Raw genomic sequence first — 16,163 nt, forward strand, 5'->3', positions numbered from 1 at the left:
GCGAGTGCTGCGTCGATCGGAGCAGCACTCGCAGGACGTTGCAGCACTCGACCGCGGCTTCGCTCGATTGGCGGGTTCGCGCGGCGTGACGTAAACTCTTCGGCGGTGACGTGTCCGAGCGGCCGAAGGTGCAACTCTCGAAAAGTTGTGTAGGGTAACCCCCTACCGTGGGTTCAAATCCCACCGTCACCGCCACGTCGAAGCCCCGCGAACCCTGGGAAACAGGGGAATCGCGGGGCTTTGTTTTTGCCCGAAACCGCCAGTCATCCCGCCGCTGCGAACCTCAGGGTGAAAGCCGGGGTGAAGGAAGTTGCCAGGCCGGTCGAGCCGCCGCCAGCATGACTCCGAATGCCCGCGATCCCCACCGTGGGCAGAGAGGCTGCTGCGTTGACCATGTTGACCCGCGACCGCGCATCTCGACGTGCACTCCCACTTTCTCGCTGGGAACAAGAGCGGGAACAAACCTGGGTGAGACGAATATGACCCATGTGATGCGTTGAGAAGCCAGATCGCTGAGCCGGCTTGCCGCAAGCCTGCTATGAGTTGAGCTCGCGGCCGAGGCGGGGACCTAGGAATCCGCTCGACCTCGTAGTGGGGTCTTCGGCGATCATGACCGTGCGCTGGGTAGTGCGGGCGCGGCTCGGTGCCTCGCGACATAGTCGAGGACGCCGTTGAGGAGGGCACGCATCCGGTCCAATCGGGCAACTAGGCATTGCCCATCCGCCAGCGTCTATTTATAGTGATCACTACATATAAGCCAGCATGGGCTGACAACGCCCGCGCCGCAGGTGCCCTAGGGGAGCGAACTCTCACCTATCGGCCATTGAGCGAAAGATCGAGGACCACGATGTCGGAGGAACTTGCCTGGATGTCGGGCGATGCGATGGCCGAGGCCGTTCGGCGGAGAGAAGTATCGCCGGTCGAGCTCGTGGACGCTGTGCTGGACCGTCTCGAGCGTACCGAGCCCAAGCTCAACGCCTTTGTCACGGTCGTGGTCGAGCAGGCGCGTGAGCAGGCGAGGTCGGCAGAGAAGGTCGTCATGACGACGGCCCCCGAAGACCTGCCTCCAATCTTCGGGGTACCGGTCACGGTCAAAGACCTCTCCGACACCGCGGGGATACGCACGACCTACGGTGCCGTGGCATACAAGGACCATGTGCCCACTCGGGACTCGATCTCGTGGGGGCGGTTGAAGGCCGCCGGTGGCATTCTCATCGGAAAAACTACGACGCCTGAGTTCGGGGGTCTTGGCGTGACCCAGAGCGGTCTGACCGGTGTCACGAACAACCCTTGGAAACTCACGCACACCGCCGGCGGGTCCAGCGGCGGCGCGGCTTCTTCCGTGGCGGCGGGTGTGGGTGCTCTGGCATGGGGTTCCGACGGTGGTGGGTCTGTGCGCATTCCAGCGGCGTGCTGCGGCGTCGTAGGCCTCAAACCGTCGCGCGGACGCATCCCCACTGAGATCCTCTGGGAGTCGGTCGCCTCCGACGGGCCGTTGACGAGGACCGTCATCGATTCCGCTCTGCTCCTGCAGGTCACGAGTGGTCCCCACCACCGCGATCCGTTTGCGCTCGAGCAGTCGGGTCAGGACTACGTCGGCGCCGTGCGCTCCGCACGCGACCTCTCGTCCTTGCGCCTTGCGTTCGCTCCGAATCCCGCGGGAGCCGCTGTCGACAATGAAGTGGCCTCGATCGTGAGCGCCGCGGTGGCAGCGATCTCATCCGCCGCGGGGTGCGAGGTCGACCAAGTCGAGCTCGACGTCCCTGATCCGGTGGACTATTTCGTCGACTACTGGTCGCCGGCCTTCCCGGCGCTGATCGACCTGCTGACGGATGGGAACCCTGATCGCGCGGCGGAGATGGGCGTGCCGGCCGCGACTATCGAGATGGCACGACGGGGTGCGGAGATCACGACTTCGGCGTACCTCCATGCCGCGGGGCCGGTGCGTGGCGAGATCTATTCCGCGTTCGACCGAGTGCTGAGCGATCACGATCTGCTCATCACCCCGACGATGCCGGTTGCCGCGTTCCCGCATCCTGGGGATCTCGGCGGCAACTCTCATGTCAACGGCGTGCCCGCGAAGATTCCGTCGATCGACTTCCACCGGTTCACTGAATCGCCCAGCCACGCCGGGCTTCCGGCCATCACCGTCCCCTGTGGCTTCACGCGCGACGGGCTGCCCGTCGGGTTGCAGATCGTCGGCCCCCTCTATGCGGACGCAGCCGTGCTGGCGGCCGCGGCCGTCATCGAGCAGGTGCTCCCGTGGTCGAACGTGCGGCCGAGTCTGTGAGCTCCTGGTTTGCGGACGCGTCGGGACTCGAGCATCGGAAAGTCGCCGCCATCGCCTTCGAAGAAGTCCTCCCGGCCCCCGAAGACGGAGTGAGCCAGGCAGCGCGCGTGCGGATGCGCGACGGCGTGCATCTGGCGACCGACATTTATCTGCCCGACGGGCCCGTCGAACCTGGCCCCACCGTTCTCATCCGTCTTCCCTATGACAAGAACAGCGATTACATGCGGATGCGAGAGGCGGCCGAGTACGTGACCTCGCGCGGCTACCGGATGGTCGTTCAGGATGTCCGCGGCAAGTTCCGCTCCGAGGGCGAGCCCGTCGCCTGGGTAAATGAGGCGAATGACGGTGCCGACACGCTCGACTGGGTCATCCAGCAACCATGGTCTGACGGCCTGGTCGGCATGGCGGGGGACTCCTACTACGGCTACACCCAATGGGCCGCGGCCTCCACCAGCCACCCCGCGCTCCGTGCGATCTCACCGCGCTTCACCGGCACAGACCTGAATGCTCTGCCGTCCGATGAGGGCGATCGACGCGAGGTCGAAGTGAGCTTCGGGCTCATGTACGACCTAACGATCTTCATGTCTCGCAATTCGATCAACTGGCGTCCTGACTGGGAGACTCTTCCGCTCTCCGCTCAGTTCGAGGCGGTGCAGGAAGCGGTCGGGGCGAGGTCGACCACGTTCGACATGCACTATCCACACCGCGTGCCGATTCGCCGCTTCCCCAACGGCAGTCCTTTTGAACAGCGTGCCATTCCCGTGCTGCACACGATCGGGTGGTGGGACAATTGTGCGACCTGGTCATGGACCGACCAGCACCGGATGCAGGAGTCGGCGGCGTGGGCGGCGGCCAACCATCTGTTGATCGAACCGAGCGATCACGAGAACATCTTCCTGCGCCCGGGCGGAGTGGCCGAGCCCGCATCGATGGCCGAGGTGTACGAGCCGACCCTGGCTTTCTTCGACGTCTATCTGCGCAACCTCGCTCGGCCCGAATCGATCCCGCGCGTGCGTTGGAGCTTGGCCGGCACCGACGAGTATCGCGAGACCGTGGCGTGGCCCCCGCCCGGCGCGACACCGGCAGTCCGGCATTTGACGGCTGACCGGGCACTCGCGCCGGAACAGGGAAGCGACGAAACGCTCTCCTGGGTTCACGACCCGGAGGACTGTGTGCCTTCGTCCGCAAAGGATCCGTTCGCCTTCCTCGGCGAGCGCCCCGACGACCAGGCTCTTGCCCAGAGAGCGGATGTGCTCGCATTCGCCGAGGCGGCGAGATCGGAGGCGGTGGAGCTCGTCGGGCCGGTGACATTCGAAGCTCTGGTCTCCAGCGATGCGCCAGCGTTCGATGTGTTCGTTCGGCTATATGATCGGGCTCCGGACGGCCGGCTCGACCGGATCGCGCTGGGGCAAATCTCTGTTCCCCGCGCGGACGGCCTGGAGTCGATCGAGATCGAGCTCGGGCATCTCGGGTACCTTCTTCGGGCCGGGCACTCGCTGCAGCTGCACGTGCAGTCCAGCGACTATCCCGAATTCCTCCGGCAGCCGGGAACGGGCGAAGAGGCATGGTCGGCGACGACGACGCGTTCCAGCACACAGACCATTCGCCTGGGTGGCGGGTCTGGTGTGCTGCGCTTCGCTGAACTAGATCACCCGACCCCCAGTTGAGGGCATCCGGAGAGGCGTTCGCAACGCAGCTCGCCCTCGCGGTTGTCTTCGGAGCCGGGCATTCATGCGAGGTCAGTGACGCTCATCCGTTGCTCTCCTCGCTCGTACGGGTCCACATCACCTTCCAGATAGCGACGGCACCCGGCTTCTCACGCCCTTCGACCTCGAGGATGCAGTCGAGTGTCGCCAGGTATCGATGGCCGCGGGCCTCGATTGCGGAGACCGTTCCGCTGAGTCGGATCCGGTCACGTGTGGTGACCTCGCTGACGAACCGTACGTGGTCGAAACCATAGTTCCACCCCGCCCAATGCGGATCCTCGACGTAGAGCACGCCGTTCGCGAGATGGTCGAAGAGACCGAGCAAGTGAAATCCCTCGATCAGCCCAGGCTGATAGAGGTCGCCATCCATCGCGTGGACGTTCTCGTCGATGTATGTCCCGAACTCGAAACCGTCGACGCGGTCTTGGTCTACTCGCAGATACTCGCTGCGGAAGGATCGACCGAGAGTGCTCGGCAGTTCGTCCCACGTGGTGGCCAGCTTGAGGGATTCTGTTTCAGGCATCAGCAGTCCTTGAAAGTTACGGTGATCTCGACACTCATCGGTCGATGTTGTGTAAAGGTTGAGATATAAACGCTGAAGGAGGAGCCATGCCACGTCGAGTGGACAGCGCCGAACGCCGCATTGCCATCACATCCGCGGCTGTGCGGATACTCGCTCGTGGGGGGTCGAGCGCTCTCACGCTTCGCAGCCTCGCCGAAGAGCTCGACGGCTCGATTACTCTGGTGACCCATTTCTTCAGCAACCGGAATGATCTGTTCGCTGCGATCGTCGACGACATGGTCGCTTCCTACGACGCCGAACTGGCCGAGCTGGAAAGGGGAGATGACGCTCCCGGTCGGCTGCGTCGACTCCTGCAGTGGATGCTTCCGCTGACTGCGGAAGACATCGAGCGGGAGGCCGGCCGAATCGCCCTCATCTCGATGCGCGACGATGCGAACATCGACCACTTCTTCGTCGCCAACGAGCGCCGTGCCCGCGAGCTGCTGGCGAGCCACCTCGAGACGCTCCTGCCCCAGGCGAAAATCCCGCACGCGGTGGACGTCCTGCGCTCGGCCGTCAATGGCATCGTTCTCTCGACCGTGGAGCATCCCGATATCTGGTCTCCGCGTCGGCAGCTCGACGTCATCGAGACGGCCATCCAGTCTCTGGAGATCAGTCACGTTCCTGCCTGAAATCCGTACTCGCGAGCAAGTGGAAGGGCAGGGACCGGCCCGCGCGCGATGAGCAGGGCGTCGACGATCCGCGCCTCCCCCGAGATCTCTTCGATCATCACGGGGTTGAGATCGGCCGCCTCGAGCTGGTCTGCGAGGTCGAAGCCGAGCCAGGAGAGTCGACTCGTGAGGTTCGTCAGCCCGTCGAGGGCTGTTGGCGGGTGGATCGCACGGTAGCCGGAAAGCAGCTGGCCGAGGATTCCGGGGCGGATCAGGCTTGCCGCCGTCTCCGTTCCCAATGGCGCAAGCGCGTAGCGAGCATCCGCGACGAGCTCGATCATCGTGCCGCCGAGCCCGACGCCTACCGTTGCGCCGAGGACGGGATCGACCACGAATCCGGCGAACCCCTCGACATGCCTGTCGAGCTGCCGCTGAACCTCGAATCCCTCGATCTGCGCGTCGGGCCGATGCTTTCGAACGGAGGCGGCGATATCAGCGATCGCGGACATCACACTCTCGGGGCTGCGAAGGTCACGCACGACGCCGCCGACGTCCGTCCGGTGTGTGATGTCGGGCGACTGCACCTTCACGACAACGGGATATCCGATCGTGTCAGCGAAGGCCGCGGCATCGATGCCCGAGGAGAAGGTTCCCGACTCGACGGCATCGATGCCGTACGCGGCAAGGAGGTCCGCTAGGAGAGGGCCGGTGACTGGTCCGGCGGCGTCCCTGAGCCTTGCTCGAAGTCTCGCGAGTTCGGTCTCGTCTGGCAGGTCGATCGGTCGCGCTGCTTGGGCTGGCACCGGCCGCGCGTTCCGGGTGGCTGAACGAACTGCGACGAGTGCATCGCTCAGCCCGCGGAGCACACCGACGGAGCCCGTGCTGACCCGGGTGTCGGCGATGGTGTGCGAGGAGCACGAGGCGATCACGACGGGAACCTCGCAGTCCGCCGTGAGCGCTGCATCGAAGTACTCCTGTTCGTACGCGAGTTCCGATGCGCTGAGGGTGATCTGAGCGTCCAGCAGGGCCATGACGACGTCGATATCGGGATCCGCACCGACGACGGAGATCGCCGACTGGAACTCCTCCTCGCCGACGCCCGGGAGCGAGGCGGCATCCAACGGATTGTTGATCGCGCTGCCGGCCAGGATGGCTTCGAGATCATGACGCGTGGTCGCCGAGAAGGCAGGCAAGGACACTCCCACCGTTGCTGCGACGTCGGCGGCCAGCGCCGCCTGTCCGCCCGAGATCGTGATGACGCCGACGCGCCCCTGGCCGATCGAGCGCGATCCGAGGACGGAGAGGAGCTGCAATGTGCTCGACAGCTCGTCGTAGTCGGAGACGAGAGGGATGTCCAGCTCGTCGAACAGCGCTTGGTACGCGGAGTCGCTGGAAAGGAGTGCGCCGGTGTGTGCAGCGGTCGCGCGAGCTCCGCTCTCCGACCGCCCCACCTTGAGGGCGACGATCGGCTTGCTCGCCACCCGGGCGGCGGCGACCGCCTCCCGAAAGCGAGGGGCACTGCTGATCGACTCGACAACGATGCCGATGACAGAGGTCAGCGGGTCTGATGCGAGCCACGCAATATAGTCGGCTGTTGTGGTGGCGGCCTCGTTGCCGGTCGAGATGATGCGAGAGAACCCCGCCCCCTGCACGCCCCGGGCCACGAAGATCGCGCCGGATCCCGATTGTGAGACGAGCGCGATATCACCCGAATTGAGCCCGGTGAGGTTGTCGTCTTCCGCCCACAGTGTGAACGGTTCTGCGACGCTGATGATCCCCATGCAGTTCGGCCCGTGCACGAGCATGCGCTCGGGCCCGCGGTACTGCGCTAGACCACGAAGATCCTCTGGACTGAGCCCGACGCTCATGACGACAGCGGAGCGGCAACCCGCCGCTTCCAGTTCTGCGAGCACGCCCGCGACTTTCGGCGCGGCGACGGCCACGACCGCGACGTCGATGTCCGCCAGTTTCTGGACCCGGTCTGTCGCGAGGACTCCCTCAATGCGGTCCGCCGAAGGGTGAACCACGAAGATCTCGCCGTGAAACGCCGACCTCTGCAGGTTTCGAATGACGTTGTTCCCTGTGGCATGCGAGGAGCGCGCGGATGCTCCGATCACCGCAATGCGGCGCGCGGAGAACAGTCGGCTGATCGGGTCTTCGACGTTCAAGGTGGAAGCCTTCGTTCGTATGGCAAGCGTTGTGTAGCGCTGACTATACAAAGTATCTCGGGGTCATGGCAAGAGGCGTGTGATGGCTCAAGCGCCAGGGTTTCCTTCGGATTGCGGTTCACGTAAACGTTACAAACGGACGGAACCTCATCATTGTTTTGTTGTAGCAAGTGATATACATTGCTTCCAAACGGCACCAGCGTCGACCCGTCACGTAGGAGTACTCATGAACGACAGCACCTCCGGAACGTCCCCGATCTCGTCACGGCGAGGTCTCGCAGCGACGGCGGCGCTCGCCGTCCTCGGCCTCGCGATCGCGGGCTGCTCCACCCCTGCTCCCGCGGAGACCGCACAGCCGATCGAGCTGACCACCCGCGCCCTTCCCGCCGGCAACGGCGTGGTCGACGAGCTGGTCTGGAACCTTCCCACTGGCGAACCGCCGACCATCGACCCCCCCAACGCGGCTACGTACTCCGGGGCCGGCGTCGTGAGCAATCTCTGCGATGCGTTGGTCACGATCGACGAGAACTACGAACTCGGTCCCAACCTGGTGAGTTGGGATCAGGTCAGCCCCACCACCCTCGTCTACACCCTGGAAGCGGACGCCACGTTCTGGGACGGCACACCGGTCACCGTCGACGACATCGTCTACAGCCTGCAGCGCGCTGCATCTCCTGAGTCCATCGTGTCCTTCGCATTCGTGAATGTGAGCTCGATCGCCGCGACGAGTGACACCGAGGTGACGATCGAGTTCAGCCAACCCGACGTGATGTTCAACCCGACGATGGCTGGCTTCCCAGGCATGGTGATCCAGCAGAAGTACGCCGAGGAGGCCGGTGACGCGTTCGGCACCTCGAGCGCCGGCGTGATGTGCAGCGGCCCTTACGAGTTCGTGAGCTGGACACCCGGCGACAGCATCGTGCTGAAGCGCAATGACAACTACTGGAACAAGGACGTGCCGCTTCTGGCAGAGAACGTCACGTTCCAGTTCATCACCGACAGCTCCGCCGCGGCTCAAGCACTGACCACGGGAGAGATCGACGGAAGCTACCAACTCGACCCTGCGGCGATCCCGGCACTTGAGGGGAGCGATGAAGGGCGGCTGTTCTTCGGGCCGTCGATGGAAAGCGTGAGCATGAGCATCGCCCGCGCCGATGGTCCGCTCGCCGACATCGGTCTGCGCGAGGCATTGCAGCGCATGGTTGATCGAGAGGGGATCGCGGACGTGGTGTTCCATGGCGCGGCCGCTCCGCTCTACACGACCCTCTCGCCGAATACCTGGCCAGCCGATGTGACGGCCATCTATCAGGAGTCCTACGATCGTTGGACTGAGGAACGGTCATTCGACGTCGACGCGGCAAAGGAGCTGGTCGCCGCTTCGGACTACGACGGCACGCCGATCGTGCTGGCTACGGCCGCCGGTGACGAAACCACGAACAAGATCGCGCAGCTCGTGCAGCAGCAGGCGAAGGATGCCGGTGTCACCATCGAGATCAAGGAACTGCAGCCCTTGGAGTTCGCAACTGTCGGATACGACAAGGCGACGCGGGACAGTCTCGGACTCGACCTCATCATCGGGTCCTCCTTCAACATGACGCGAGAGCCCCTCGAGCCGCTCGGCTTCATCCTGCTGCCGGATGCGTATTACAACTACACCGGGTTCGATGACCCTCGGGTCACAGAACTCCTCACCGGCGCGCGACAGAACTTCGACGATCAGGAGCGCGCCGAGATGACCAACGAAGCCGCGGACATCGCGGAGGAGTCGTCGCCCACGATCCCGCTGGTCAGCACCTCCACCGTCACCTTCCTCAACAACGCGCTCGGCGGCGCGATCACATCATTCGCCTACCTGAGCATGCCGGCGATGGGCTACATCGGGGCGCTCGACGAATGAGTTCCATCAGAGAGCTCGGGGTCTCATGACCTCGACAGTCTCGGTCCGGGTCGCCTCCAACTCAGCGCGCAGGAGGCGACCCTACGGCCGCTACCTTCTTCGCTGGGTCGTCGGCCCGGTGGTCACGATTCTGGTTGCTGGCTTTCTCATCTTCGCTCTCCTCTCGGTCTCACCCGGCGATGCGGTGAGCGCGATCCTGGGCGACAAGGCGACCGAAGAGCAGAGAGAGACCCTGCGAGAGCGACTCGGCCTCGATCTTCCGCTGCCGCTGCAATTCGCGAACTGGCTGCAGGGTGCTATCACCGGTGACTTCGGAGTCTCATTCACCTTCCGACAAGATGTTGCGTCGATCGTGGGTCCCAGGCTCGGGACGACTTTGACTCTCGTGGCGATGGCGATGATCTTGATCCTCGTGCTCGGGCTCGCGATGGGAATCGTCGGCGGTCTTTATCGCCGTGCGCGACCGTGGGTCGCGACGCTTGTCGGCCTCATGATCTCGATCCCGAGCTTCGTGGCCGCATCCTTCCTGATCGGAACGTTCGCGGTCGGGCTGGGCTGGTTTCCCACCTTCGGCGCCGGCGAGCCAGGTGTGGACAGAATCTGGCACCTGACACTGCCGGCCATCGCGCTCTCTATCGGGTGGACGGCGTATCTCGCGCAGATCTCGATGGCGTCGATCTCCGAGGAGAACGGAAAGGAACACGTGACGACAGCTGTCGGTCGCGGACTCCCCTTCGGTCTCATCCTTCGCAAGCACATCCTGCGCAACGCCGGGGTCCCCGTGATCACGGCATCCGGTCTCACCCTCGCGGCGCTGCTCGCCGGGTCGATCATCGTCGAGTCCGCATTCGCGGTCGAAGGTATCGGGTCGCTGCTGGTCTCCAGTGTGCTCGCCAAGGATCAGCCGGTCGTCGCTGCGATCTCGTTGATCATCGTCACTGTGTTCGTGATCATGACGACACTGGTGGACATCCTGCATGTCGCGCTTGATCCCAAGCTCCGTGAAGCGGGTGCCTCGTGACCGCTCAACTCGTCGCCACCGAGGACTCCAAGCTGTGGGGTCGCAAGCGCCTGGCGGGGTCTGACCCGCTCCTGCTCGTCGCCGCCGCGGTCTGCGGCCTCATGATCCTCGTGGCCGTATTCGGACCGCTGCTGGCGCCCTACGATCCGAACGCCACGAACATCCTCGCCGCCGATCTGCCACCGAGCCCCGAGCATTGGCTCGGCACCGATTCTCTCGGACGGGACATCTACTCGCGCATCCTCTACGGCGCGAGGTTGAGCCTGCTCGCGCCGACCATCATCGTCGCTGTGAGCACGACGCTCGGCGTGGTGCTCGCGTTGACGTCGTCTTGGGTAGGTGGCTGGTTCGACAGCCTTGTGAACAAGGCCCTGAATGTCCTGTTCGCGGTGCCGGCAATCCTCGTCGCGATCGTCGCTGTCGCGGCATTCGGCGCCGGGTTCTGGCCACCGGTGATCGCCTTGAGCATCATCTACACCCCCTATGTCTCTCGTGTACTCAAGGGAGCCGCGGCCCAAGAGCGACGGAGAGCGTATGTCGAGGCGTTTCAGCTCGCGGGGCTCTCAGCATGGCGGATCAACACCCGCCACATCCTCAGAAATCTTCAGCCGCTCATCCTCGCGCAGGCGACGTTGAATTTCGGCGCCGCACTGATCGACTTCGGTGCCCTGTCCTTCCTGGGCCTGGGTGTTCCCGCGCCCACTGCGGAGTGGGGAGCGATGGTGAGCGCCGGAAGATCGGAGCTGCTGGCGGGGAACGCGCAGCAGGCGATGGCGGCGGGAACGGTCATCGTCCTGACGGTCGTGGCGTTCAACGTCCTCGGCGAGCGAGTGAGCCGACGATTCGGAGCCACGCGATGAGTGCACACGAAGCCCTGCTCGAGCTGAAGGGCCTTCAGCTCAGCATCACGGATCAGCGCACCCGCAGGGTGGTTCCGATCCTCCACGACGTGACTCTCGAGGCCCATCAGGGCGAGGTGGTGGCTATCGTCGGCGAGTCCGGCTCGGGCAAGAGCATGACCACCCGATCGATCATGCGCCTTCTCCCCAATGGTGCACGGACCAGCGGCAGCATCCGATTCCAGGGGCGCGAGCTCCTCACCCAGTCCGCGAAGGACCAGGCGTCGTTTCGCGCCTCGTCCGTGGGCATGATCTATCAGGACCCGCGTGCGCACATCAACTCGTTGTGGACGGTGGGCGACTTTCTGGTGGAAGGCGTCGTCAGTTCCGGCGCCATGTCGCGGCGCGATGCACGAGCACGTGCGGTGCGACAGCTGGGGGAGGTGGGGATCGCAGATGGCGAACGTCGGATGCTGCAGTACCCGTATCAGCTGTCCGGAGGGCTCCTTCAGCGCGTCATGATCGTCGCCGCACTCATGACGGACCCAGATCTCATCATCGCCGACGAAGCGACGACAGCGCTGGATGTCACCGTGCAGGCGGACGTCATGCGCGTGCTCCGCGGCCTTCGAGACAGTCGAGGGGTCGCGCTCCTTTTCATCACTCACGACCTCGACCTGGCCTCCAGCGTCGCAGACACCATCGTGGTCATGTATGCAGGTCGAGTCGTCGAGCGAGGATCTGCCCGAAACGTATACGAGTCGCCGACACATCCCTACACGGCAGCCCTGCTCCGTTCTCGACCGAACCCGACGTCACGCGAAAGGCTGGAGAGCATTCCGGGGCGCCCCATCTCGGCCGCCGAAGCAACCACCGGATGCGCTTTCGCCGACCGGTGTCAGTTCGCGGTCGACGTCTGTCGCACCGAAGTGCCACCGGTTCGGAAAGTCTTCGAATCCGACGTTGCCTGCCATCGCGCGGAGGAAGTTCATGCTCAGCTCGGAGGCGCCCGATGAACGACGCCATCCTCTCTGTGACGGACCTCACCAAGTCGTTCCGCATCGGCGGTTCCGGCCGAGACGGCGGTGAACTCCTCGCGGTGGACGGCGTGACATTCTCGCTACCGGAGGGTGGGTCGCTTGCGATCGTCGGCGAATCCGGTTCCGGCAAGACGACGACCGCCCGAATCATCGCAGGCCTGGAACGGCCGACGAGCGGAGGGATCCTCTTCCGGGGCCAGGAATGGAATACGCCGGCGGGAGTGGCGGAACGCCGTGCCCGCGCCCGCCAGGTGCAGATGGTCTTTCAGGACCCCTTCGGTTCACTCGATCCGAGGCAATCGCTCGGTGCGTCACTGGATGAGATCCTCGTGATCCACAACCACGGCCGACGCTCACGGTGGCGGGCAGCGCGGTCCGAAGAGCTCATGGAGATGGTCGGTCTCGACGGCTCACACCTTGCCAAGCTGCCGCGAGCGCTGTCGGGTGGGCAGCGGCAGCGGTTCGCGATCGGGCGGGCACTCGCTGTCGAGCCGGAGCTTCTCATTCTGGATGAGGCGGTGTCGGCGCTCGATGTCAGCGTGCAAGCTCAAGTGCTGAACCTGCTCATCGATCTCCGGGCCCGGATCGGCGTCTCATACCTGTTCGTCTCACACGACCTGGCCGTCGTCCGTCAGATATCGGACTCCGTGATCGTCATGAAGGACGGCCGCGTTGTCGAGTCGGGAGACACCGACGAGGTGATGGATCGGCCGCGCAGCGAATACGCACGAAAGCTGCTCGCCGCAATCCCTCGACCGGCCTGGGAACTCCCCTGAGACCGTTGGCATCGAGGAGAATCCGCTGAACGTGCATGTCGCTCGGGTCTGCCGCTACCCGGTGAAGGGGTTGGGTGGCGAAGACCTCCCGCGCGTCCACTTCTCGGAAGCGGGAATCGCCTTCGACCGCCATTTCGCGCTCGCACACGATCGGGTCCCGCTCGAGCCCTTCGGCTCTTGGACCACGTACGAGGCGTTCCTGGCGCTAGACGGATTCCCCTCCCTGGCCGGCTTCAGCGCGCGCATCGAGGAGACCTCCGGCGAGAAACGGCTCGAGCTGACCTCGCCGGACGCGCGACGGCTCACCTTTCCACTATCCGACGATCGACGAATGTGTGCCACCTCTGCTTCTGACGATCAGTCGGTCAACGAATGGTTCGGCACTCACACGCACACCGCACGCCTTGTTGCCGCAGGTACCGGTCTCTGGGATCTCGCCGATTCCCCAATCTCCCTCATCAATCTCGCCTCCCTGAACCGGGTCGCCGAATCGCTCGGACTCCGGGAACTCGATCCGCGACGGTTCCGAGCCAATGTGTACCTAGACGGCTTGGAGCCGTGGGAGGAATTCACGCTCGTCGGCCGGACGCTGCGGATCGGCGACGCCGAGGTGGAGATCATCCGCCCCATCGAGCGCTGCCGAGCAATCACGGTTGACCCCGATCACCCGACGAATGACATCAACGTCCTCGCCGCGCTGGCCGCCAACTTCGGTCACTCGTTCTGCGGGTTGTACGCCCGCGTCGTCAAAACCGGATCGGTCGGAGTCGGCGATCCGATCACAGTTACAGGCGCGCCGCTCGCGGCGCCGGATACCGACGGGTCTGACGCCGGCCGGGCGGCGACCCCTCGGATGGCGACGGTGCTGACGGTGGCGGCGTCCGCAAACGACATCGTCTCCATCGAGCTCGAAGACCCTACCGGTCACCTCCTCACCGCGAGGGCTGGCCAGCATCTGCGCGTCCACCACCCAGACACCGCGGCTCCCGCGTGGCGCAACTACACACTGTCCCGGATCGGCGGTCGTCCGCGGATCTCGGTTCATCGCGATCCGGACGGCAGAGTCTCCCCATGGCTCCATGAGGTCAAGGCAGGGGGCGCGCTGCTGATCAGCGGCCCGTTCGGCGACGTCACGGTGACACCCGACGACCCATCGCCGCTTCTCGTGATCACAGCCGGCATCGGCATCACCCCTGCTCTCGCCTACGCTGCCGACCTTGCGCGCACACCGCGACCCGCGACATTTCTCCACGTCGCTCGAACGACCAGCGGCGTCGCGCACCTCGACGAACTTGTCGATGCCTGCCATCGCGCCGGAGCGCGCTTCGAACTGTTTCTCACGGGAGAGGACGCACCGACTCACCGCCGCGGGCGTCCCGACCAAGACGCGCTTGCTGAGATCGTCAGCAACCCCACCGCCACCCTCGCAGTCCTCTGCGGACCCTCAAGATTCGATCGCGCGATGCGGGAAGCTCTGGCAGCGGTCGGCGTCCCGCCCGATCGGATCAAGTCGGATCCGTTCTACTCCCCGCGGACCGTTGACTTCACGTGGCGGGAGCCGCCCTCAAGAGGTCCGTTCCAGGTGAGGTTCGAGGGTTCTGAGGCGGCGAGCGGAGTCTGGGAGGGCTCTGGAACCCTTCTCGATCTTGCGGACAACATGGGTGCGGGGATTCGGTCGAGCTGTCGGGCGGGAGTCTGCGGATCCTGTCTTGTGAAGGTGCGTGGCGAAGTGGCTTACGTCGTCGATCCTCTTGATGACACACCCACGGGGATGGCGTATGCGTGCTGCGCCGTACCCACTACAGACCTCACTGTGGTCTCGAACTGATGCGAGGAGAATGATGCCGCAACATCCCCCGACCCCCCCGACCCCCCCGATAGACCCTGTCGTGGCAGCGGCGCTGGAGGCTTCCGGTGTCACGTCCACCTTCACTGCGGCGATGATCCCCGCGGCCCGCAAGGAATCTGCAGACGCACACGACCTGATCCTCGCGGGCACCGCACACCACGGTCTGCGTCACGAGGAGTTCGTCGTCGAGACATTCGCCGACGGGCTCATTCCAGTGAGCGTGTTCACACCACCGGGTGACGTCCGGCCGCGCCCGGTGATCTTCTACGTGCACGGCGGCGGCATGGTGTCGGGGGACCGCTTCAGTGGGATGGAGTTCCTCGCGCCCTGGTCCGTCGAGCACGACGCGGTCATCGTCGCGGCGGACTACCGGCTCGCCCCGGAATTCCCGGATCCGTATCCCGTTGAAGACACGTACGCCGCTCTGTGCTGGACGTATGACAACGCAAATGAGCTCGGAGTCGATCCCGCGCGGATCGCGATCGTGGGTGTCAGCGCTGGTGGCGGTATTGCCGCAGGCGTCACTCTTCTCGCGCGAGACCGCGGCCGCCCACCGATCCTGGCTCAGATGCTTCTCTGCCCCATGCTCGATGACCGCGATCAGACTCTGTCCGCCACCCAGATAGATGGCGTCGGTTTCTGGGACCGAGAATCCAATCGGACGGGTTGGGCGGCGCTGCTCGGCGAGAGGCGTGGCACCGATGACGTGTCCATTTACGCAGCTCCCGCACGGGCGAACGACCTGTCCGCACTTCCACAGACCTTCATCGATGTGGGCAGCGCCGAAGTCTTTCGCGACGAAGCCGTCGCATACGCCAGCGCTCTGTGGGCAGCGGGGGGATCAGCGGATCTGCATGTCTGGGCGGGCGGAGTGCACGCGTACGAGATGTTCGCCCCGGACGCCGCGATCTCGCGCGGAACCGTTTCGGTGCGCAACGAGTGGCTGAGGTCTGTGCTCGCTTAGCGCACATATTCGTCTGCGGTGTCCTCGCCGCAGGCGTGGGAGACCGGAGCTGGAGTTCAGCGTCTACCCAGCGGGAACAGGAGCGGGAACAGTCGCAATGAACTAGATGTGACTCAGTGGAGCGTTTGAGAACTCTGATCCCTGCGACTCCATCCGGTATGCGGTTCAAATCCCACCGTCACCGCCACGTCGAAGCCCCGCGAACCCTTGGAAAACAGGGGATCGCGGGGCTCTCTTCTTGCCTGAAATCGCGAGGTGACAACGCTCTGGAAACAACCCCCACGAGCGGACAGTTCTACCGCACTCCGACGAGTACTCGCGTCAGCTCCTCGGCGCACTGTGAGACCGCCAGCAGCGGCGTGTAACGACGGGGAGCGGCCCGTCCTGTGGGTGCGCTCGGAAGAAGCGGGCGGAACGATCAATCGGTCTCCGGGCCGAGA

General features: G+C 64.7%; 12 protein-coding genes and 1 tRNA gene. 11 read left to right on the forward strand and 2 right to left on the reverse strand.

Going from position 1 to position 16,163, the window contains the following annotated elements; all coding sequences use genetic code 11:
* Window positions 1–104: 104 nt before the first annotated feature.
* From ASD93_RS14620 to ASD93_RS14630, 3 genes are all read left to right on the forward strand, one after another.
* A tRNA-Ser gene (locus ASD93_RS14620) sits at window positions 105–195 on the forward strand.
* Window positions 196–868: 673 nt separating this feature from the next.
* Entirely contained in the window at window positions 869–2,290 is a 1,422-nt protein-coding gene (locus ASD93_RS14625) for an amidase (protein ID WP_200950708.1), read from the forward strand.
* Window positions 2,263–3,957 (forward strand): CocE/NonD family hydrolase, encoded by a 1,695-nt coding sequence (locus tag ASD93_RS14630; protein WP_056124115.1) that lies wholly within the window; start codon window positions 2,263–2,265, stop codon window positions 3,955–3,957. The genes ASD93_RS14625 and ASD93_RS14630 overlap by 28 nt, the downstream gene beginning before the upstream one ends.
* Window positions 3,958–4,039: 82 nt before the next feature.
* On the opposite strand, the gene ASD93_RS14635 is transcribed toward ASD93_RS14630, so the two are convergent.
* On the reverse strand, window positions 4,040–4,612 hold the full coding sequence (locus ASD93_RS14635; RefSeq protein ID WP_235566965.1) for a hypothetical protein: 573 nt from the start codon (window positions 4,610–4,612) through the stop codon (window positions 4,040–4,042).
* Window positions 4,613–4,617: 5 nt separating this feature from the next.
* Between ASD93_RS14635 and ASD93_RS14640 the strand changes: the two genes are divergently transcribed.
* Complete coding sequence (locus tag ASD93_RS14640; RefSeq protein ID WP_162253403.1) at window positions 4,618–5,190, forward strand: TetR/AcrR family transcriptional regulator; 573 nt, start codon at window positions 4,618–4,620, stop codon at window positions 5,188–5,190.
* On the opposite strand, the gene ASD93_RS14645 is transcribed toward ASD93_RS14640, so the two are convergent.
* Window positions 5,175–7,337, reverse strand: coding sequence for an acetate--CoA ligase family protein (locus ASD93_RS14645; RefSeq protein ID WP_056124125.1), 2,163 nt, complete (start codon window positions 7,335–7,337; stop codon window positions 5,175–5,177). The genes ASD93_RS14640 and ASD93_RS14645 overlap by 16 nt on opposite strands.
* A gap of 397 nt (window positions 7,338–7,734) precedes the next feature.
* Here ASD93_RS14645 and ASD93_RS14650 point away from each other — a divergent pair, with 397 nt between their 5' ends.
* From ASD93_RS14650 to ASD93_RS14680, 7 genes are all read left to right on the forward strand, one after another.
* Entirely contained in the window at window positions 7,735–9,234 is a 1,500-nt protein-coding gene (locus ASD93_RS14650) for an ABC transporter substrate-binding protein (RefSeq protein ID WP_162253404.1), read from the forward strand.
* Between the two features lie 25 nt (window positions 9,235–9,259).
* Entirely contained in the window at window positions 9,260–10,255 is a 996-nt protein-coding gene (locus ASD93_RS14655) for an ABC transporter permease (RefSeq protein WP_200950710.1), read from the forward strand.
* Window positions 10,252–11,115 carry an ABC transporter permease gene (locus ASD93_RS14660; protein WP_200950712.1) on the forward strand — a complete coding sequence of 288 codons (864 nt, stop codon included), beginning with the start codon at window positions 10,252–10,254 and terminating at the stop codon, window positions 11,113–11,115. Before ASD93_RS14655 ends, ASD93_RS14660 begins: the two co-directional genes overlap by 4 nt.
* The gene (locus tag ASD93_RS14665; RefSeq protein WP_056124131.1) at window positions 11,112–12,110 is read left to right on the forward strand and encodes an ABC transporter ATP-binding protein; all 999 of its coding nucleotides are present in this window, start codon (window positions 11,112–11,114) and stop codon (window positions 12,108–12,110) included. The genes ASD93_RS14660 and ASD93_RS14665 overlap by 4 nt, the downstream gene beginning before the upstream one ends.
* Before the next feature lie 83 nt (window positions 12,111–12,193).
* The gene (locus ASD93_RS14670) at window positions 12,194–12,910 is read left to right on the forward strand and encodes an ATP-binding cassette domain-containing protein (protein WP_200950714.1); all 717 of its coding nucleotides are present in this window, start codon (window positions 12,194–12,196) and stop codon (window positions 12,908–12,910) included.
* 31 nt (window positions 12,911–12,941) lie between these two features.
* Window positions 12,942–14,738 carry an MOSC domain-containing protein gene (locus ASD93_RS14675; protein WP_056124136.1) on the forward strand — a complete coding sequence of 599 codons (1,797 nt, stop codon included), beginning with the start codon at window positions 12,942–12,944 and terminating at the stop codon, window positions 14,736–14,738.
* 61 nt (window positions 14,739–14,799) lie between these two features.
* On the forward strand, window positions 14,800–15,723 hold the full coding sequence (locus tag ASD93_RS14680; RefSeq protein WP_235566966.1) for an alpha/beta hydrolase: 924 nt from the start codon (window positions 14,800–14,802) through the stop codon (window positions 15,721–15,723).
* Window positions 15,724–16,163 lie beyond the last annotated feature (440 nt).

The organism is Microbacterium sp. Root180 (genome assembly GCF_001428485.1).
GTDB lineage: Bacteria > Actinomycetota > Actinomycetes > Actinomycetales > Microbacteriaceae > Microbacterium.